The organism is Thiospirochaeta perfilievii (assembly GCF_008329945.1).
In the GTDB taxonomy this organism is placed as follows: Bacteria; Spirochaetota; Spirochaetia; order DSM-2461; family DSM-2461; genus Thiospirochaeta; species Thiospirochaeta perfilievii.
Genome location: NZ_CP035807.1, coordinates 1552726 through 1574798 on the forward strand (window position 1 = coordinate 1552726; position 22073 = coordinate 1574798).

General features: G+C 34.4%; 16 protein-coding genes. 9 read left to right on the forward strand and 7 right to left on the reverse strand.

Annotation, left to right across the window (positions count from 1 at the left end; translation table 11 throughout):
• Genes EW093_RS07055 through EW093_RS07065 form a run of 3 tightly spaced genes read left to right on the forward strand, consistent with a single transcriptional unit; the run spans position 1 to position 3688 of the window.
• Positions 1 to 1104, forward strand: coding sequence for a glycoside hydrolase family 88 protein (locus EW093_RS07055; protein ID WP_149567714.1), 1104 nt, complete (start codon positions 1 to 3; stop codon positions 1102 to 1104).
• On the forward strand, positions 1098 to 2909 hold the full coding sequence (locus EW093_RS07060) for a DUF2264 domain-containing protein (RefSeq protein WP_187759871.1): 1812 nt from the start codon (positions 1098 to 1100) through the stop codon (positions 2907 to 2909). The genes EW093_RS07055 and EW093_RS07060 overlap by 7 nt, the downstream gene beginning before the upstream one ends.
• Positions 2903 to 3688 (forward strand): carbohydrate-binding protein, encoded by a 786-nt coding sequence (locus EW093_RS07065; RefSeq protein ID WP_149567716.1) that lies wholly within the window; start codon positions 2903 to 2905, stop codon positions 3686 to 3688. The genes EW093_RS07060 and EW093_RS07065 overlap by 7 nt, the downstream gene beginning before the upstream one ends.
• A 61-nt stretch (positions 3689 to 3749) precedes the next feature.
• Here EW093_RS07065 and EW093_RS07070 read toward each other — a convergent pair whose 3' ends face one another.
• From EW093_RS07070 to EW093_RS07095, 6 genes are all read right to left on the reverse strand, one after another.
• Positions 3750 to 6005, reverse strand: a complete 2256-nt coding sequence (locus tag EW093_RS07070; RefSeq protein WP_149567717.1) for an aconitate hydratase — start codon at positions 6003 to 6005, stop codon at positions 3750 to 3752.
• Positions 6006 to 6062: 57 nt separating this feature from the next.
• Positions 6063 to 6974 carry a cation diffusion facilitator family transporter gene (locus tag EW093_RS07075; RefSeq protein ID WP_149567718.1) on the reverse strand — a complete coding sequence of 304 codons (912 nt, stop codon included), beginning with the start codon at positions 6972 to 6974 and terminating at the stop codon, positions 6063 to 6065.
• 9 nt (positions 6975 to 6983) lie between these two features.
• Positions 6984 to 9833 carry a M16 family metallopeptidase gene (locus tag EW093_RS07080; protein ID WP_149567719.1) on the reverse strand — a complete coding sequence of 950 codons (2850 nt, stop codon included), beginning with the start codon at positions 9831 to 9833 and terminating at the stop codon, positions 6984 to 6986.
• Positions 9834 to 9917: 84 nt separating this feature from the next.
• On the reverse strand, positions 9918 to 10688 hold the full coding sequence (locus EW093_RS07085) for a hypothetical protein (protein ID WP_149567720.1): 771 nt from the start codon (positions 10686 to 10688) through the stop codon (positions 9918 to 9920).
• A 15-nt stretch (positions 10689 to 10703) separates the two neighbouring features.
• Positions 10704 to 11465: a FecR domain-containing protein gene (locus EW093_RS07090; RefSeq protein WP_149567721.1), complete on the reverse strand. Its 762-nt coding sequence runs from the start codon at positions 11463 to 11465 to the stop codon at positions 10704 to 10706.
• Between the two features lie 10 nt (positions 11466 to 11475).
• Positions 11476 to 12714: a hypothetical protein gene (locus EW093_RS07095; protein WP_149567722.1), complete on the reverse strand. Its 1239-nt coding sequence runs from the start codon at positions 12712 to 12714 to the stop codon at positions 11476 to 11478.
• Between the two features lie 88 nt (positions 12715 to 12802).
• Here EW093_RS07095 and EW093_RS07100 point away from each other — a divergent pair, with 88 nt between their 5' ends.
• From EW093_RS07100 to EW093_RS07125, 6 genes are all read left to right on the forward strand, one after another.
• Positions 12803 to 15526: a CHASE2 domain-containing protein gene (locus EW093_RS07100; RefSeq protein WP_149567723.1), complete on the forward strand. Its 2724-nt coding sequence runs from the start codon at positions 12803 to 12805 to the stop codon at positions 15524 to 15526.
• Between the two features lie 113 nt (positions 15527 to 15639).
• Entirely contained in the window at positions 15640 to 15861 is a 222-nt protein-coding gene (locus EW093_RS07105) for an OadG family protein (protein ID WP_149567724.1), read from the forward strand.
• Complete coding sequence (locus tag EW093_RS07110; RefSeq protein ID WP_149567725.1) at positions 15861 to 17648, forward strand: biotin/lipoyl-containing protein; 1788 nt, start codon at positions 15861 to 15863, stop codon at positions 17646 to 17648. The genes EW093_RS07105 and EW093_RS07110 overlap by 1 nt, the downstream gene beginning before the upstream one ends.
• A gap of 3 nt (positions 17649 to 17651) precedes the next feature.
• Positions 17652 to 18962, forward strand: coding sequence for a sodium ion-translocating decarboxylase subunit beta (locus EW093_RS07115; protein ID WP_149567726.1), 1311 nt, complete (start codon positions 17652 to 17654; stop codon positions 18960 to 18962).
• Between the two features lie 63 nt (positions 18963 to 19025).
• Positions 19026 to 19961, forward strand: coding sequence for a calcium/sodium antiporter (locus EW093_RS07120; protein ID WP_149567727.1), 936 nt, complete (start codon positions 19026 to 19028; stop codon positions 19959 to 19961).
• A gap of 13 nt (positions 19962 to 19974) precedes the next feature.
• On the forward strand, positions 19975 to 21243 hold the full coding sequence (locus tag EW093_RS07125) for a lipase family protein (protein WP_149567728.1): 1269 nt from the start codon (positions 19975 to 19977) through the stop codon (positions 21241 to 21243).
• Here the strand turns inward: EW093_RS07125 and EW093_RS07130 are convergent.
• Positions 21240 to 22055: an acyl-CoA thioester hydrolase/BAAT C-terminal domain-containing protein gene (locus EW093_RS07130; RefSeq protein ID WP_187759872.1), complete on the reverse strand. Its 816-nt coding sequence runs from the start codon at positions 22053 to 22055 to the stop codon at positions 21240 to 21242. The genes EW093_RS07125 and EW093_RS07130 overlap by 4 nt on opposite strands.
• Between the last annotated feature and the right edge of the window lie 18 nt (positions 22056 to 22073).

Sequence of the window (22073 nt, forward strand, 5' to 3'; positions counted from 1 at the left end):
ATGGATACAAAAGAAGCTATTTCTTATTGCATAGAGAGAATAAACAAAAATCTAAATACATTTCATGGGGATAAATTCCCCATGGCCTCTACCGAGGATGGTAAATATAAAGTAACTTCAAATAATTGTTGGACAGGGGGATTCTGGACAGGGATGTTATGGCTCGCCTATGAATGGACTGGGGATAATAAATACCGACAAGAAGCGGAGTCTCATATTGAGATATACAGGGAGCGCCTAGAAAAAAGAGTTGTTATTGATCATCATGACATGGGTTTTTTGTATATTCCTTCCTGTGTTGCCGCATGGAAATTAACTAAAAACTCCTATGCCAAAGAGACAGCACTACTCGCCGCTGATGTATTATTAAAAAGATATCATAAAAAAGCTGGAATTATACAAGCGTGGGGAGATTTAGATGATCCCACACAAAGGGGACGTATGATTATCGATTGTACAATGAACGTTCCTTTACTTTTTTGGGCTTATGAAGAAACTCAAGATGAGAAATACCTAATACCGGCACAAAACCATCTAGATCAATCAGTGAAATATTTAATTAGAGATGATAACACGACTTATCATTGTTACCATTTTGATGTTAAGACAGGGGAACCCTTACACGGCTCAACAGCCCAGGGAGCAGGAGATAATTCTTGTTGGGCAAGGGGACAAGCCTGGGGAGTATACGGCTTTGCTTTAGCTTATGAGCACTACCCAAAAGAAATATTCTTGGAAAAATCCAAGGATATATTTAATTATTACATAAATAATTTGCCAGAGGACCTTATCCCATACTGGGACTTATCTTTTAAAAAAGGAGAAGAAGAGAGGGACTCATCATCAGCAGCAATTTCTGTTGGAGGATTATTACTTTTAAGTAAAGTATTAGGGGAAGAATATAACGATTATGCTAAAAAAATTACAAACTCTTTAATAAAAAACTACACAACGAAAGAGTACCCAGAGCAACATGGACTTCTTATGCATTCAGTTTATAGCAAGCCCCACGGCCAAGGGGTTGATGAGTCGACACTTTGGGGAGACTACTTCTACTTAGAAAATTTACTTAATATGTCAATGGATAGGGTATCATATTGGTAGATAATAAATTCTATTCATCATTAGATCTAAACCCATTAAAAACAAAAAAGGATTTATTAGAAGCATTAAAATATTTCTTAAAACCTGTTGAGGAATGGGAATTCTCTGGGTCTACCGGAACATGTTACTCTAATGAAGTTGTAGCCCTTGAAGGGTTTAGTAGAATACTATGGGCTTTAGGTTCTGGAATAAAAACTGGCGAGTTTAAGAATTGGATTGATAAAATAACCGGTATGATAATAGATGGATGTAATGAAGGTGATAAATCCTTCTGGGGCTTTCCTATTGCATTCGATCAAAGAATTGTGGAAATGCCAGCCATAGCTTTCTTTTTAGTTGAGACGAAGGATATAATTTGGGATACCTTATCACCTAGAAATAAAACTTCAATAGGAAATTGGCTTTATAGTCTAAACGGGAAAGAAATTCCAAATAACAATTGGGAGTTCTTTAAAGTAATTGTTAATACTTGCCTTAGACTTCTAGGTTGTAAATATAATCAAGGAGAGATAGACCATAGTTTGGAAAAAATTGACTCTATGTATATAAAAAGTGGGTGGTACCTAGATAGTGAAAAGATTGATTATTATAATGGGTTCGCTTTTCACTATTACGGATTATTATATTCAAAACTAGCCAAGAATTTTGATACTAAGTGGTCGATTATATTCCAAGAAAGAGCTAATGAGTTTGCAAAATCATATAAACATTTTTTTTGCCAAGACGGAAGGGAGATTCCTTTTGGAAGAAGTTTAACCTATAGATTTGCTACAGTCTCCTTTTTTTCAGCTTGTATCTATGCCGATATGGAATTACTTCCCTGGGGAGAGATAAAAGCTATTCTTTTGGGTAACCTAAGATATTGGTTTAAAAACCCAATATTTAATGGTGATGGACTCCTCTCAATCGGTTATAGATATCCCAATTTATTTATGTCTGAACAATATAACTCTCCAACATCCCCCTACTGGGCTTTTAAAACTTTTTTGTTACTCAACTCTAAGGATGATCATCCTTTTTGGAAGGCAGAAGAAGTTATTCTTCCTAAACTTAAAGAAAACATCGTAATGTCAAATAAAAATATGATTATATATCCTTCAGATGGTAATAATCGGGTTTTATTAACTTCAGGACAGTATAATTTAGGTTATGAAGTAAACCAGCAAGCAGCCAAATATAGTAAATTCGCCTACTCAACTATTTCTGGTTTTTGTGTATGTAACGAAGGTTATATGTTGGAAAAAATCGGATGTGATAATAACCTTTGCCTGTCTGAAGATGGATACTACTGGAGAGTTAAAAGGGAAATTTTAGAAGCAAAAACAACTAAACAGTATATTTACACAAAATGGTCTCCATGGAAAGATGTAATAGTTAAAACCTTCTTAATACCCCACTTAAATGGTCATATACGAATACATTTAATTGAAAGTAATCGACCTCTTGTTTTTGTTGAAGGTGGATTTTCCATAAATAACGAGACATCAAAAGTTAAGGAAACAATAACAAGTTCAGAAATAACTCTTGAATCGGAAACTGGAGAGAGATCTAACATAATACAGATGATAGGAAAATACAATCAAAGGGTTTTAGAACCTATTCCAAATTTAAATGTATTATGGAATAGAGTAAAAATACCTATTATCCAGGGGAATCTAACAAAGGGAGTAAATATTATTGGGACATTTTATTCCGATACCAATTCTAAAATAAGCTCTAGGGATCTACCAAAATTAGATAGAAATAATAACTTATTAATATATAAAAATGGAAACATTATAAATTTTATGGAGGAACAATGTTAACGCTAAGAGTACTAGATAAAAATAATAAGACTTTAACTGAAACCAGCGGAGATGATATATATATTTTTTATAACAAAGAGTATCAAAAAGGTGATTATATTGAGCTTGAAAGTACACAAAATAATATTTTTGTACACTTACAGCTGGATGATGCTATTGGAGAGTCATTAGTATACTTAAAAGAGGGTAAGATTGAATTTAAAATACCATTTGATGAAAAAAAACTGTGTTATTCAGAAAAATCCTTTAGTGGAACAAAACACTTAATGTCAGCAAGAGTAGCTGAAAAAGAAGAGATATATAATTATAGGAATCTAACGTCGAACAAATATGATTACCATGGAAATAATAGTTTTTTCCCCCATGCATCTGCAAATGTAGAAACAAGGGATGAATCTGTATTTGCAGCAAAAAATGCAATAAATTGTAATCGTGCAAATAAGTCTCACGGGAATTGGCCATTTGAATCATGGGGAATTAATAGAAATCCAGATGCAAAGATAAAAATAGAGTTTGGTAGAACCCTAATTTTGAATAAAATAAAATTATATATTAGGGCTGATTTCCCCCATGATAATTGGTGGGAAAATATTACATTAAAATTTTCTAATGGGGAAGAAATTACATTTAAACTAGAGAAAACTCATTTGGGACAAACTATAACTTTTGATCAAATAGAAACAAATTTTGTTGAATTAAAAGAGTTAAAAAAGGCAAATGATCCCTCAGAATTCCCTGCATTAGCCCAAATAGAAGCCTATGGTTCAGAACTTCTTTAGATTGATATAATATGATAACCCCATGGTAAACCATGGAGGTTATCTATATCGAATATTTAAATTAACTGTTTCTTAATACATTAAGGGCAGATCCAGCTTTAAACCACTCAATCTGTAGATTGTTAAAAGTATGAACTAGAGGGATATTTACAATCTCTCCATCATCCTTTTTAATCTCTAGTGTAAGTTCAACACCTGGAGCAAACTCTTTTACCCCCTTAATTGCCAAGATATCTGTTCTGTCAACTCTATCGTAGTCTTCAGGATTTTTAAAAGTTAAAGCTAAAACACCCTGCTTTTTAAGATTTGTCTCGTGAATCCTTGCAAAACTTCTAGTAATTACAGCCTTGCAACCTAAAAGTCTAGGACTCATAGCCGCATGTTCACGACTAGATCCCTCACCATAATTCTCATCACCAATAATAAACCAACTCTTTCCAGCAGCCTTATACTCTCTAGCAACCTTACTAAAACTATGTTTTTCTCCTGACAAAATACTAGTAGCTTCCCCAGTTTCGCCAGAAAATGCATTTACAGCACCAGTTAACATGTTATCAGATATATTATCCAAATGTCCCCTATACTGTAACCAAGGTCCAGCTGGAGAGATATGATCTGTAGTACACTTACCCTTAGCCTTACACAGTAGGAGAGAATCGGTAATATCTTCTCCATCCCATGGAGCAAATGGAGTTAACAGCTGTAGTCGTTTAGAATCATCTGCAACTATAACTTGAACCCCTCTACCTTCCGGTTTTTGGTATCCATCTAAGTCTGTAACAAAACCATTTTTAGGTAGCTCATCACCAACAGGTGCCTCTAATTTTATATCTCCATTAGGAGTAGAGATTGTATCTGTAATTGGATTAAAGTCTAATCTTCCTGCAAGAGCCATAGCTGTTACAATCTCTGGAGACCCTATAAAACCTAAAGTCTCTGGGTTTGCATCATTTCTTGCTCTAAAGTTTCTATTAAAACTGTTTATTATTGTATTTCTTTCACCCTTTTTAAAATCATCCCTAGACCACTGACCTATACATGGACCACAGGCATTGGCTAGCATAACACCACCAACATCTTCAAAATCCTGGGTAAATCCATCCCTATCAATAGTCTTTCTAACCTGGGTAGAACCAGGGGAAACAAAGTATGTAGACTTCATTTTAATACCAAGTTTTTTTGCCTGCTTACAAATCGATGCAGATCGCCCCATATCTTCGTAGGATGAATTTGTACATGACCCAATTAGTCCTGAGGATAGGTTTAATTCCCATCCCTCTTTTGCTCCATCTTCCTTTACTTTAGAAAGTGGATGGAAAGCATCAGGGGTATGTGGTCCTGTTATATGTGGCTCTAAAGTTGATAGGTCTATCTCTATAACTTTTTCATAGTATAAATCTGGGTTTGCTACTACTTCAGAGTCTGGGGTTAATATATCAATATTTTCCATAGCTAATTTTGCTATATCAGCTCTATTTGTAGCCTCTAAATAGTCCTTCATTCTACTATCGTACTGGAATACAGAGCATGTAGCCCCTAATTCAGCTCCCATATTAGTAATAGTAGCTTTCCCAGTGCAACTTATGGATTCACACCCATCACCAAAATACTCTATAATTCTATTGGTTCCACCCTTTACAGTTAACATTCCAATTAATTTAATAATTACATCTTTAGCAGAAGTCCAGCCATTAAGCTTTCCAATTAATTTTACACCTACAACTGTAGGGTTTTTAACTTCCCAGTTTAATCCAGCCATTACATCTGACGCATCAGCACCACCAACACCGGAGGCACACATTCCTAAACCACCAGCATTAGGTGTATGGGAATCTGTTCCTATCATCAGCCCACCAGGGAATGCATAATTCTCAAGTATTACTTGGTGGATAATTCCTGCTCCAGGTTTCCAAAAACCTAAATTATATCGGCTAGAGGCGGAAGCTAGGAAGTCATAAACCTCTCTGTTTTCATCCATCGCAACAGCTAAGTCACTATCTTCCCCTTTATATGCTCTAATTAAGTGATCACAATGAACAGTTGCAGGAACGGCAGACTCATCCCTTCCAGATAGCATAAATTGTAATATTGCCATCTGTGCTGTGGCATCCTGCATAGCTACCCTATCAGGATTAAGAAGTAGGAAACTTTCACCTTGCTTAAGATCCTGATTTTTTGGATCATCAAGATGTCCATACATTATTTTTTCAGCCAAAGTTAAAGGTTTATTTAACCTATCTCTAACAACAGATAAATTCTCTCTTGTCTTATTATAAGTCTTTTCAACAAGACCTAAAGTTGTTTCAATTCCCGCCATATTAACTCCTTTGTTTAGTGCTGTGAAAATATTCACAGCTAATAGTACTATTTATATCTATTTTTGTAAAGCATCTGAACATAGACTCTTAGGTTCCACATGAACAGTAACAATTGCATCCTCTCCAAAATGCTCTTTTAACCTATCTTCCACATCATGGGCGATACTATGTCCTTTCTTTATTGTAAAATTATCATTAACTCTTATATGAAGAGAGAGAACAACTCTCTTACCAACACTTCTAGTTCTTATATTGTGGGGTTCACTGCAGTTTGCAGTAGACTCTACTATCTTTTTAATAAGGGAAGTGCTTTCACTACCAAGGGATACATCTAATAAACCAGCGACATTAGTTCTAATTATAGAAAGAGCCTCTTTCAACAGTATCAAACCTACTATAATACCAGCTAATGGATCCAGAATAACCCATTTCCCTCCCAAGAATATAGCTCCAGCTATACCCAAGGATGCTCCAATTGATGAAAAGGAGTCAGATCTATGGTGCCATGCGTTGGCAATTACACTAGGACTATTAATTTTTTTTCCGGCATTCTTTGTATATCTATACAAGATCTCTTTTACGACTACAGATAAGATAGTTATATAAAGCGCCCATATTTTAGGTGGGTGTAAAATCTCCCCATTAAATACAGCTCTAAACATTACAAATGAGTCTTTACCTATAACAATACCAGCAAGGGCCAACAAAACACCAACCAGGAAGGCTGAAAATGTCTCAAATTTCCCATGACCAAAATGATGGCTACTATCATCTGGTTTTTCTGCAAAACTTAAACCCACATATACAACTAAATCACTTGCTAAGTCTGATAGTGAGTGGAATCCATCGGCAACTAGGGCTAAACTTCCTGAAAAAAATCCCACTAGTAATTTAACAAAACTAAGCAGAATATTTACAACAGTTCCAACCAGGGTAACTCTCTTTCCATACTTATAATCACTTTCCATAACTATCCTCTAATATCCAAATATTTTTTTTAATGATAACTTTTCAAGGTCAATTCCAATTATTGTCTCTATCTCGCCAAGATCCATAATCTTTTCATCCCCAATTATTAATATGTTTTTTACCAAATTTTTTATATAATCATTAAAAAAGAGCTCTAAATCATCAACAGTAAGATTTTTAACCCCATTATATATTAATTTTCTCATATCTATATTCAATCCATATCGTTCAGACTCTTTTTTTACAAAATAATAGTCTCTTTTAAGTATAGATTCACTCTCAATATTTTTTAATAGAGATGATTTTACTGCATCGAAATAGCTATTAACCTTAGGGAAAAAATCTAATAAACCTAAAATACACCTTAATGTTTCAGGAACCTTATCCGCTTGGGTCCCAACGTAGAAATTAAATATAAAATTTTCATCCGTATTTCTTGGCAAGGAGTAACTAGCATAGGCAGAATAGGCCAAACCTCTTCTCTCCCTTACTTCCTGGAAAACTACAGAGTCCATACCACCACCAAAGTACTCATTAAATAGAAATACTATAGGTAGAAGATCCTTATTAAATTTAACTCCTTGGGATGTTAGAAGGATCTCACTTTGAACCATATTGTAATTTGTAAAATATCCTAAAGCCTTACCATGTTTTTTTGGTGTGAAGATTTTTGTTTCCTTGGTATTTTCACTGTTTTCCAGTTTATTTGAAAAATCATTCAACTTCTCGATTAAGGAGTCTTTTTTACTTGGGCCATAATAGAATATTTCAAAATTTGAAGAAAATGTTGTGTGGATAATATCTATTAATTTCTCACTACCGACTCTTTTAAGCTCTCTTAAAGTTAAGTAGTACCTAAAAGGGTTATCTTTGCCAAAATGTAGATAATTATACAGCCCCCCCCAAAGGATAACCCTTTTACTACTCTTGGCATTCTCCCTCATAAGACCGACTCTTTTTAAAAACTTTTTATATCTTTTTTTATCAGACTTACCACTTTTGATAAATTTCTCTACCAGGTGTAGTCCAAAATCAAAATCCTTTTCTCGGCCACTTAAGGATATAACAGTTTTATTATCTTTGCTGGAAATAACAAGGTCTAATCCTAATTTAAAAAGCTCTTGCTGAAACTCTTTAGCAGTAAACTCCCCGGCCCCAATATAGTCACTATACTCAACACCATAATGAATCCTAAGATCATCTAACCTCCCCATATCCGCAGTTAAGAGTAGTTCAAAAAGTTCATTACTACTATTTTTTTCATAGTATAAGGATCTATTTAATCCTAAGGGTATTGGAGTTAACTCTTCTAAATCGGCAAATACAGGAGGATTTCTTTGTACGGTTATTTTCTTGAAATCACTACAAAACTTAGACTCAATCTCTCTATTTAAAACCACAGGAGTTAGATTTGGTTTCTTAATATACATTAAGTTTTTAGCCTTACCCTTTTTTTTATATACAACAATATAGTTATCATTAAACTTTCTATTAATAAAATCGACTAAATCGTTAAATGTAATTTTTTTCAGCCTATCAATCCGTTTTAGATAGTTATCCCAGCTTAAACCGGTAACAAAGGCATCAACAAAACTCTCAACCTTGTTAGATCCTTCTAACTCATTAAGTTTATCTATCTCAAAACATGTAATAACTGCATCATTATACCATGATTCAAAGTTACCATCCCTTAACCTATCAATCTCTTTTAAAAGCAGACTAGTAACTTTTTTTAAGGATTGATGTACACCTGGCACTCCATAAAGGGAGAACCAACTATAGTCCCTATATACTTCATAGGATGACTCTGCTTCTAAAACAAGCTGTTTCTGCACAAGATTAAGATCTAGAATACCCGCCTGATTATTACTCATGATCATATCAATTAGGGTTAAATATAGTTCATCTTCACTTCCAAAACCATCAAATCTATAACCTAATAATACAAATGTAGAGTCTACACCATAGATAGTTTTGTTTGTAATACCGGTAATAGGCTCCTCAATTACTGCGTTTTTTACAGGAGGATTCCCCTTATCGATACTCCCCCAGTACTTATCAATAATAGATATAGTCTCATCAAATTCTAAATCTCCAGTTAAAATAATAGCCATGTTACATGGGACATACCACTTGTTTAGAAACGCTTCTATTTTTTCCATAGAAGGTTTTTTAAGGTGCTCTCCCTTCCCTAGGATTCCTGCCCTACCATAGGGATGTTTAGGGAATAGACAATTCAAAAATGTATCATAGGCCCTAGAAACATCATCATCTTGAGCCTGGTTAAACTCTTCGTATACAACTTCTAACTCTGGGGGAAATAGTCTTAATACAGGGCTTGTAAACCTCTCCTTCTCTAGACTAATCCATCTCTCTAACTCAACTTTTGGAATATCATTTTCGTATACAGTCTCTTCAAATCCTGTTCTTGCGTTTGTATTTCGACACCCCATAATTGAGTATAGTTTATCCAGCTCTCCTGGGATTGCTTCTAAACTAGCTGCTGATGAGAGTTTATCAATTTCACTATTTATTCTTATAATCTCTTCTGGGGACTCTGTTTGTGCTAAATCTTCGTAATGCCCTTTAATTTTAGATATTATTGATGCTTCCTTTTCCCTATCAAGGGCTCCTATTAGGTCTGTTCCCTTAAACATCATGTGTTCAACATAGTGGGCTAGTCCAGTAGCATCAGAGGGGTCAGAAGTTGCCCCTGCCTTAACTGCAATCCTAGTTTTAATCCTAGGTTCATCAAGGTCTCTAGAGAGATAAACTTTTAAGCCATTTCTCAAAGTGTATATTCTAACCCCATAGGGGTCATTATCAAATTTCTGATAATCATATTCATTAGGATTCATAGGTTTATTATAAATAAAAAAAGACCTAAATGATAGTTCATTAGGCCTTTATATTACTATTGAGATAATTATTATATATGACTACTAAGGTTCAGAAATTTTATCACCTGGGGAAGCCACTACAGAATCAGAAATAACATCTCCATCTATCGGGGTTTTATCTACTTCAACATCAACTGTAACATCTTCTTTTATTGGTTCTGTTGCATCATCTACAACATCAACTGTAACATCTTCTTTTATTGGCAAAGCTGTATCATCTACAACATCAACTGTAACATCTTCTTTTATTGGCAAAGCTGTATCATCTAAAACATCATCAATAACATCATCATTGGTTACCGTTGTTGGAGCCTCTTTAACATCTTTTAAAACATCACTTACTTGATCCGATGTATCAATATAATCCTTATTTATACTCTCATTTACTGGTAGTGATGATAGGGCATAAACAACATTAAAACTTGAAATAATATCGTTAGGATATGGACTACCAAGGATAAACTCTCTGTATACCATCTCCTTTAGAGCGTACCTTCTGTTAGGAAAAATGTTATATATCAGACCGTGGGGCAGATTAAATGCTTCCATAACAAGAAGAGAAAAGCTCCCTGTTGTAATAAACTCCCCATCATTTAAAACGGTCTCACCCCACTTATAACTCTCTAAATATGTAGTTGCGTCATCCACTGTAGCCTGATCATCTAAAATCCCGGCAGCTTGCAAAACAATAAGGGATACATAGTTAGTCTTTGCATCATCATTTTTATATAACTCATCTAAAATTTCATTGGACTGGGCAAATACCCCTCCACAAAATTGAATTAAAATTAATATTATCAATACTCTCTTCACAAATAGACCTCTTCACTACTCTTCTATTGGATTTATAGTTATTGTTACACGAGTAGTTCCTAAAATAGCTGATTCAACAACACTTGGAACTGGAACACCAGAATTAGACTGACCATCTAAACTATTTTGTCTAGACTTTTTAATAACCGGAGGCTTGGTAGAAGCTGTTGTAGACCTCTCTTTTTCAACCATCACCCTAGGTTTAACTGGTGCCGAGTCTGGGGAAATCATCTGTGTAGAGCCACCAGCTCTTACAGCTACACCAACTGTCTCATTATTATCAGGAACATCTGCCTTCTCTCCTGCTTTTGGTTCACTACTTGGTTTAAAGGCAACAACCCCTCTAATAACCTTTAGTTTATTTCCAGAGAACTCAAAAGCTGTACCACGAACAGACGCCGTAGCTACAGGGCTTTTAATTTTAAAGTCATTAACCTTTCCCGCAATCTTTTTTACATCAGCCTTTATCTTTCCACCTTGTAAAAAAAGAGAGGTGTTTATACTATCTTGAGTCTCTGTAATCTCACTTAGAGTCATTCGTGTTAATGGTAAAACATCCAGTGTTGCATTTCCTAGATCTAAAGTTATTTGGGAATTAAACCCAGTGGATAGGGTAGAATCAGCATGAATAACCATCCCCTTCTCTATTTTACTCCATGAACTCTCTCCGGATTTTCTTACTTTAACCTTTCCAAAAAAATCAACTACAGTCACTTCTGCAAAGATTGATGAGAAACTAATAAAAATAAGTATACTTAAAAATAATACTCTCTTCATATAAACACTCCTAAATACTTAAGGACAGATATGCTGCCAACATTCCACTTACACTACTGTCTAAGACAGCCTTATTAGGGAAAAAGACCCCTCCTGAAACTGAAACCCCTAAATCTGAAAATGGACGATAATTTCCAACTAAACTAACTTCTAGACCAAGATAATTCCCACTGACATTGGATTTTAAATCCTCATCAGATATAACTCCATCAACAGTTCTAAAAAAGATTGTAGAACCTAATTGGGCCTGAAGATTCTCCATTGGAGATACTGAATTCTGTATTTTAAAATATGTAAGATTTTGATTATTAATGGAGTAAATAGTTCCTGGTCCACCTGTAGTTAATGGAGAGTAGAGATGTACCCCATCGGATATGGATATATCCCCCTGATTTGCTCCTAAGGTTTGGGTATTTAGTTTTGAATCCCCTGAACTTATTCCAAAGTCAACTCTGATAAAAGGTGATAATCTTCTAATTATCTCATTATCAAAGTTCATAAACCATGTGGTTGATATAACTCCCATTCCGGCTAATAAAGGCGCACCCTTATCCTCAGTGGTAATATTATCTAGATAGAAAAACTGTCCTGTTAATAGATTACTTCTAAAAGAGTAGAAAATATCATCCTTTATTGTTCCACTTACTCCTCCACCTAAATACAGCGCTAAGTTAACAAAACTATTTACATCCTGGGAAGAGTATAGGGAAGCCCATATAGTCATGGAGTCAAACTCCTTAATATAGTCAACACCTTCTATAACTCTGCTAACACCACCATCGTCATTAGAGGTTGTAAAAAGGCTTACTTCATTATCATTAATTAAGCTGCTAAGGAGTATGTGGGTATTTAAAACTCCTGGACCTAGGGCTAGACTTAAAGATATTCCATCAAGAACATGGTTTAAAATATCCCCGCTATAATCAGAGATGTAATCCCTTCCTATATTTAGACTCATGTTTTTTACAGGAAATGATATTAATAGAGTTGATAAATCAAAGACATTTTTAACTGTAGAACTAGACTCACTACTATATGAAAGCTTATAAAAACCATCTACAGCAAAACTTACACTGTTAGTAATATCTAAAGAGCTATATATAGAAACCTTTTGATAGCCAAACATATAAGAACTATCTGAAATATGAAACCCTAAAAAGGAATCAATAGAAGCCCCATAGTCTATGTTCATTCCAAATCCAAGATTAATAATCAAAAGAATATATAGAGATAAGAACAGCTTTTTCATACAATATTAACTCCTATTGCTATTTAACTTAATTATAACCTAAAATTAATGTAGAATCTAACTATTTACAAGAATTAAAGGTTTATTTATGAAAAAAAAGAATTTAATAAGTTTTTTGATCCCATTTTTTATTGTTTCACTTATAAGTCTATTAGGTGTATATACTTCAACAGTTAAGGATATAGATAATAAACTCTATGATACCGCCCTTAATATAAAGCCTTTATCAAAGATTTCTGGTAAATTCTTAGACATACAAGTAGATGATAAAGCTTTAGAGTTATTAAAAATGTATCCATTAAAGAGATCTACCCTAGCCGATGGAATGTTAATTTTAAAAGAGTTTGGTGCAGAATCAGTACTTCTTGATACCCAGCTAGTAGATCCTAGTACCCCAGGTTTAAACAGTACAAAATTTAATGAACTCCCAGATCTATTTGATCAGGTCAAAAATAACTCACTAAGTATTTCGACCCAACTAATTAAAGCTTTTGCCAGTGGGTCTCTTGGAGGAGAGGATGACTCCTTAGAAGTTGCCGATGAGTATATAGAAGAGCTCGAGTGGGAATATGATGATCTTTTTGATGATTTAAAAGAGAGTACTAAACAGGTTGCTCTAGATTATGATGAATATATTTCAAACATTTTCAAGCTAATGGATAATGTTTATGTTACCAACGATTTTGAACTGGGGAAATCCATTCCTAAAGAGTTCGAGACTTATATAGAAGAGACCCAAGCCTTAAAAAATATTGTTATACACTCTGATCCATTTGAGAAGAGATTTGGAACAAACCCAGCAATACAGATGGTAATGGAGAGTGCTAAAGGCTCTGGTTTTGTAGAGACACTGCTAGATGGAGATGGGAAAACTAGACGATCCCATATTATCCTAAAAAAAGGGGACAAATACTATCCACACCTCTCATTTATCAGTTACTTAGATAGGGTTGGTAACCCAGAAATCAATGTGTATAAAAACAAAATGGTTTTAAAAGGTGTAAAAGATGGAGATAAAGAACCCTTTGACCTAACTATTCCCCTAGCCTTTGATGGGTCTATGGTAATAGATTGGGCTGGGAAAGAGTATAAAAATACATTTAATCACATTAATTTTTATGAACTTTACCATCATGATACTTTAATGTTAGCCCTAAATAATTTTATAACTAAAATACTTACCGACCCTACCCTCTCAAAACTTGCAGGAAGGGACTATAACAACGTATATACACTGTTTGAACTATCGGAAGATATAAAAACATCTGGAGATAAGTCTAGTATTGATGACTATAGGGATTATAGGGAACAGATAGTAGAAATATCATCGGATTTAATAAAGGGAACAGCAGAAAAACCAAGTCTGAATAAAGAGTACAGAAGACAGCTTACCCTCTTTCTAGATCAATACGACGTCACAGATGATGAAAAAGGTTCTCTTTTAAAAAATGCTGATGACATTGATAATATCTATAACACTGCTAAAGAGAACCTGGATAATTTAATTGATTTTAGAGAGAAGTTTAAAAATAAGATGAAGGATAGTGTTGTAACATTTGGTTATACCGCAACATCCACATTTGATATTGGATCAAACCCCTTTGAAAAAGAGTACTCTAATATGGGAATATACCCAACAATTTTTAACAACCTTCTATCAAGAAAATTTATAACCCTTACGCCTATATGGTTATCAATAATCATGGCTTTTATCTTTGCTCTTTTAGCTACTGTAATAATTAAGAGAAATGAAGCAAAAACCGCAATAATTCTAGGTCTTTTACTATTTTTAATTATTATATCCCTCTATTTAGGACTTTTTATAGCTACAGGAATCTATATACAGGTTTTAATACCAGCTCTTAGTTTTATTCTAGTCTTTATACAGAAGATTTCAGGGAAATTATTGTCTACATCTAAGGATAAAGCTTTTATAAAAAATGCATTTGGACAATATCTCTCTGAGGATGTTATTAAAGATATAATAAATGATCCTTCTAAACTAAAACTTGGAGGAGAAGAGAAGGAGATTACAGCTTTTTTTACAGATGTAAAAGGGTTTTCAACTATCTCTGAAAAGTTAACCCCAGATGAGTTAGTTTCCCTATTAAATGAGTACCTAACAGCTATGAGTGATATAGCCCTAGAACATAAGGGAACAATAGATAAGTATGAGGGGGATGCAATTATTGGGTTCTTTGGAGCTCCAGCTCCCCTCCCCGACCACGCTACTAAGGCTGTTTTAGCAGCAATACGAATGAAGCAAGTAGAAAAAAAGCTAAATGTATCATTTAAAGAGAGGGGAATGACTCCATCCCCGGTAAATACCAGAATAGGAATTAACTCAGGCCCATGTGTTGTAGGAAATATGGGGACTCCTAAAAAAATGGATTATACCATGATGGGAAGCGATGTAAATATAGCAGCAAGACTCGAGGGAGTGAATAAACAGTATGGGACATGGATATTAGCAAGTGAAAGAACAATGGATAAGGCTGAAGATATATTTTTATCTAGAAGACTAGATAGAGTTAGGGTTGTTGGTATTAATAAACCTATAAGACTTTATAACCCAATTGCTGTAAAAACAGAAGCTACAGAGAGTGAGATTACTCTTGTAGAGAAATTTGAAATAGCACTAACAAGTTTTGAAGAGCGAAATTGGAAGGAAGCCAAAAATCTTTTTAAAGATGTACTTAAAATTGCCCCAGAGGATAAACCATCGATTAGATACATTCAATTATGTGATAAATTTATTATTAAAGAACCAGAGCAAGATTGGGATGGTGTATTCAACCTAACTTCAAAATAAATTCAGTAATTGTTTGTTGATTTTAACAACAAACAATTATTTCCCTATTGAATACTAGCTATTTATGGCATACTATTTATATATTTATCAATCTTAATTCAGGAGTTGGACGCATGTTCGATGTAGGTTTAATTATAACACTAGTAGGAATGCTTGGAGTTTTTGTTTTTCTTATTTTACTCGTTTTCTCAATGAGTATTATGTCAACAATCATTCAGAAGGTATTACCAGAAAAAGAGGTTGTGGTTCCGGTAAAAGCAAAACCGACCCAAGAACTTGAAATTGCAATAGCTATTGCGGCCATCAAAAGCTTATCTTCCAAGGAGAGTCACTAATGAAAAAACGTATTAATTTTATGGTTACCGCTTTCAGAGACGGTTTTCAATCTGTTTATGGAGCCAGGGTACTCTCAAAAGACTTTCTACCTGCTGTAGAAGCAGCATCAAATGCGGGAATTAGACATTTTGAAGCTGGAGGAGGAGCAAGATTTCAGGCTCCATTTTTCTACTGTAATGAAAATGGTTTTGACGTTATGGACGATTTTAGAAAGGCAACAGGACCTGATGCTAATCTTCAAACCCTTTCTAGGGGTGTAAATGTTGTTGGTCTTGCATCACAACCTAGAGATATTATTAAACTACATGCAGACTTATTTAAAAAACATGGAATGACTACTATAAGAAACTTTGATGCCTTAAATGATGTTAACAATCTTATATACTCTGGAGAGTGTATTGTAAATGCAGGATTAAAGCATGAGGTTTGTATAACCATGATGGAGTTACCCCCAGGGTGTGAAGGTGCTCATACACCTGAATTCTATGCAGGAGTTTTAAGAAAAATTCTTGATGCAAATATAAAATTTGATTCAATATGCTTTAAAGACGCTTCTGGAACAAGTACTCCAGCTAAAGTTTACGACACAATAAAAGAGGCTAGAAATCTTTTAGGTGATGATATGAATATAGCATTTCACTCCCATGAAACAGCGGGAATCTGTGTTATGCAATACAAGGCAGCCCTGGAGGCAGGAGCTTCCCAAATTGACCTTTCTTTAGACCCTGTATCTGGAGGAACTTGCCAACCAGATGTTATGACTATGTGGCACGCACTTAAAGGCTCAAGGTTCGATTTAGGAATTGACCCATATAAAATAATTGAAGTAGAAGAGACATTAAAAGATTGTCTTAAAGATTACTATATGCCTCCAGAGGCAAAGGCTGTAAACCCATTAATTCCATTCTCTCCTCTACCTGGAGGTGCGTTAACCGCAAATACTCAGATGCTTAGAGATAACAACCTTATGGATAAGTATGGAGAGATAACAAAGGCTATGGGAGAGGTAGTTGAAAGAGGTGGTTTTGGAACCTCTGTTACCCCTGTATCCCAATTCTATTTCCAACAGGCATTTAACAATGTTATGTTTGGACCTTGGAAAAAAATTGCCGATGGTTACGGGAAAATGGTTTTAGGTTACTTTGGAGAGACTCCATGTGCACCAGATCCAAAACTGGTAGAAATAGCCCAGGAGCAACTAGGTTTAGACCCAACAACAGAGAAGGTTGTTGATATAAACGGTAGAGACTCTTCTTTAGGTATTAAAGCTGCAAAAACAATGTTAGAAGATGCAAACCTACCTATAACAGATGAGAATATCTTTATTGCAGCAGCATGTAGAGAGAAGGGAATTCTATTCCTTGAGGGAAAAGCTACTACAAATATTAGAAAAATTGATAAAAGCTCATCAACAGCTGACGCTAACGGAGAGTATACTGTTTCGGTTAATGGTAAAAAATATGCCATAGAGATGAAGAGTGGAAAAGCTGTTGTTAACGGAAAAGAGTACAGTGTTGATGTAGAGAATGGAATCGATAAGAATCAGACTGCTCCTACAATCTCTGGAGATGGAGATACAACAACAGCTCCACTACCAGGATTAGTTTTAAGAGTCAGTGTTGAAGCTGGTGCAACAGTTGAGGAGGGTGATGAGATTATGGTATTAGAAGCCATGAAGATGGAGTCCCCAATAACAGCTAAAAAGACAGGAATTGTCGCTAGAATTAGCGTTAGCCAAGGCGATCAGGTAACAGCAGGACAAGAGCTGTTTACAATACAAGGATAGAATATGAATTTACTACTTCAAATAAATATACCAGACGCCCTAAGGGAAGTTTGGAAGTCCACAGGGATTGTAAACTTTACCCTTGGGCAGATTATAATGATTTGCGTAGGCCTTATCCTTCTTTTCTTAGCAATAAAAAAAGATTTTGAACCTCTATTATTAGTTCCTATTGGTATGGGAGCAATATTTGCAAATATCCCAACTGCAGGGATCGCTGATCCAACGGTACATTTTATTAAGTCTATAAACCCTGAAACATTGTCACATTATGGTTCAACCGTTGCAGGGAAGGCAGTAGAGTTAGGAATTACAGGAAGTAAGGTAAGTGAATTTATAGGAATTGCTGAGGGACATTTTACAGCCTTTGGAGGACTAGTAGGACAGTTATACGGTTTTGGAGTTGAAAGTGGCCTATTCCCATTAATTATTTTTATGGGTGTTGGTGCTATGACTGATTTTGGACCACTTCTTGCAAACCCTAAAACAGCACTATTAGGTGGAGCGGCTCAGTTTGGAATTTTTGCCACGCTTTTAGGTGCATTAGGTTTAAGCCAACTGGGGATCTTAGATTTTACACTACCTGAAGCTGGAGCAATTGGTATTATAGGTGGAGCCGATGGTCCTACCGCTATATTTTTAGCATCTAAACTAGCTCCCAACCTTCTAGGAGCCATAGCTGTTGCTGCTTACTCCTATATGGCGCTAGTTCCAATAATACAGCCACCAATTATGAGGCTACTAACAACTAAGGAAGAGCGAAAAATTAAGATGGTACAACTTAGACATGTTTCTAAAAGAGAGAAAATAATATTTCCTATAGTTGTATTAATCCTCTGTACAATACTTCTTCCAAGTGCAACTCCTCTTATTGGAGCCCTAATGTTTGGAAACTTAGCAAGAGAGTGTGGTAAGGTTGATAGACTTGCAAGCACTATGCAAAATGAACTAATAAATATAGTTACTATATTTTTAGGTCTCTCTGTTGGATCAAAAATGGAAGCAGAAAAGTTCCTAGATCCTAAAACCCTAGGTATTTTAGCACTAGGTCTAGTTGCATTTAGTATTGGAACATCATTTGGAGTTATTATGGCAAAAATAATGAATAAATTTCTAAAAACTCCAATTAATCCGCTTATTGGAGCTGCGGGAGTTTCTGCAGTACCAATGGCAGCAAGGGTTGCAAATAAGGTAGGTCTAGAAGAAGACTCGTCGAACTACCTTTTAATGCATGCAATGGGTCCAAACGTTGCTGGAGTTGTAGGTTCAGCTGTAGCGGCAGGTATACTATTAGCCCTAATCCCAGCATTAATGTAATAATAAATAATTATTATAGAGCTGTAACTTTATGTTGCAGCTTTTTTTTTGTATACTCTATATATGACAGATTTATTATTACAGATTGGAATATTTATAATTGCAGTAGCAGTTCTTGTTTGGGCATCAGATAAGTTTATAGATGCCGCAGACAGTATTGGGAAGTTCATGAAACTACCCTCATTTATTATTGGTGTTCTACTTGTTGGTATTGGGACATCCCTACCAGAACTTGTTACATCCCTTGTGGCTGTAGCTGAATCAAGCTCAGAGATAGTTGTAGGAAATGTATTTGGTTCCAATATTGCCAATATGTTTTTAGTTTTTGGAGCAGCAACTCTTTTTTCCAAAAGTTTTGAGATTAAGCACGATATAATGAAAACGGATCTACCCTTTTTAATGTTGGCTACAGGTTATATCTCAATTGCAGTAATGGATCTTAGGTTCTCTTTTGGGGAAGGTATTATCTGCCTCATTATGTTACTTCTCTATCTATACCGTTCTTTAAAAGATGGGGCAATAGAAACTTTAATTGAAGAGAAAGCTCATAAACCAACAATAAAAGATTGGATTTTTATACTTTTAACTCCTCTATTGATTTTTATTAGTTCAAAATTTTTAATCACATCCATTAAAGAGATTGCAGCTATAATTGGAGTAGGAAATGAAATTGTAGCATCTACCGCTGTGGCCCTTGGGACATCCCTACCTGAACTTATGGTAACAATTCAAGCTGGAAGAAAGGGACAAAATGAGATGGCTGTAGGAAATGTATTAGGATCTAACCTATTTAATATATTAGCTGTTATGGGTATACCTGCAATGATAACCACCCTTATTATTCCTCAAAGTATAATAATTTTTACTCTTCCTATGCTTATTATGTCAGCTCTACTTTTTATGATAATAGCCCAAGCTAAAAAAGTTTATAGGATATATGGATTTCTTTTCATTCTAATGTACATCTATTACAACCTAAAACAGTACGACCTTATATAAATAGGATTAAAATATGATCTTTAAACTTAAATATATTTTATCACTCTTAATAGTGGTCCTATTTTCAGGGTGTGTTAGTAATATCTCTTTAATTAGAATAACTGGAGACCTAGAAGATAGGTATATAGAATTTAACAGGGATGAAAATCTATTAGGCTGGGAATTAATTCATTTTTCTGCAGCTGTAGGAACCAGAGAAGAGATTTTAGAAATAATAGATAATACAACAGACCTAAACATTAAAGACATTAATAACAATACTCCTATAACAGTAGCTCAGAGATATAACAACCTAGAAACCTTTGAAGAGTTATTAAAGGCAGGTGCACTTTTAAAATGGAAAAACTATTTTAATAAAGAGAGCATTCCTAAGGCTATTGAAATTGCAGGTAGATATGGATATGACGTTAATACTATTGATTCTAGACATAAATATTTAACTTCTGATGTTTTACATGTTTTAATGCCACCAGATATGAATTATAAATATTTTGAGAATGCTAACACATACCCCTTCCAACCTACCAATACTAATTTTTCCTATATTAATTGTTGGTGGTTAGCAGAATGTGCTTTTCTAGCTTACACTCCCCCTGAATTTGCAAAAATTCAATATGAAAAAGCTGGCTTTAATAATTATAAATTTTTTAAACAATCGATGACAGAGTGTATGGTAGTTTGGAATAAAAAGTCCATTATAATTTCATTTAGAGGTACTTCGGAATTCAATGATGTACTTGCAGATATACGAACAATTCAAACTAACTTCCCCCTTGGCGGGAAGGTGCATAAAGGATTTTTTGAAGCTTATAAATCTATAAAAAGCGGGGATGATGGGTTAAAGACATTTATAGAAGAGTTAACTAAAGATCAAGAAAAGAGAGCTATTTGGATTACTGGCCACAGTTTTGGTGGGGCATTAGCAGGTCTATTTTTTACAGACTTTGAAAATGCCACAGGACTATATACCTTTGGTGCCCCAAGGATTGGAGATAAGGAGTTTTTACAATTAACCAATTGTAGACCAATGTGGAGAGTAGAAAATAATCAAGATATTGTAATAACTCTACCTAAAAGTTTTGGTAGTTTAAACTATGGTAATTTAGGATATCTAATATTTTTTGGAGAATTTGGCGAGCTCTATGATTTAACAGATAGTATTTATACAAAAACATATACAAATTATAGACAATCCTACCTACCCTTTCAGATAAGAGGTGTAAGAAATCATATGCCTATTAACTACGTAGTTAAAAGTTGGAATAATTTAATTAACCATTAATTATTTGATAAATCTTCTAGAAAATCCATAACTATAATATTTGCATCCTCGTTGGCTTTAAAATTACCATAAATTGTTCCCCCATAATATTTAGGGTTACCATAGTAGAATAAATGCCCAGCATTTTTATATAAGTAGTGATCATACTTATATTTAAAGTTATTATTTTTAAGTCTATTCATTATATCTTCACACATTTTTGATGATGGCCACATAATATCATCATCTCCAGATAACAATAAAATAGGCCCATTAATCTCTTCAACCTTTATAGTAGCCTTAATCACAGCTTCTTTATTTTCTAAAGATAAATTAAATAGATCTAAATAGTGGTTATTTATTATCTTTGAAACATCAACTTTTGCATAAGGGACAAAGGGTATTGGTTTGCCTTTATAAGACCAACTTGATTTTGGGAAAAAGCTGTCATAGTTAATTCCCTGAAATACCACAGAAGATGGAACATTTGCAACAACCCCACTAATATCATTAAATGTTGAACCTAATAATAGTGCTAACTCTCCACCCTTGGATGTTCCAATAAGTACAATTTTTTTCCCTTTGACATATGGATTCTCTTTAAATTCATCTATAGCTTTTCTAAAATACTCTAAAGGAATCATCTCTAACTTATCTGGGGTATTTTTTGTGCCAAAATAACCTAAAGAAAGGGAAGAATATCCATTAGAAGTAAAATTATCATAGTTATATATAGGCATATTTCCACCAGAACCACCAAGAAATATGATAGCAACGTTTTTTACTTCTCCTACTGGTTCATAAAATTGAGAATCCACAATAATTTTATCCATATTTGAAGATTTGGAGCA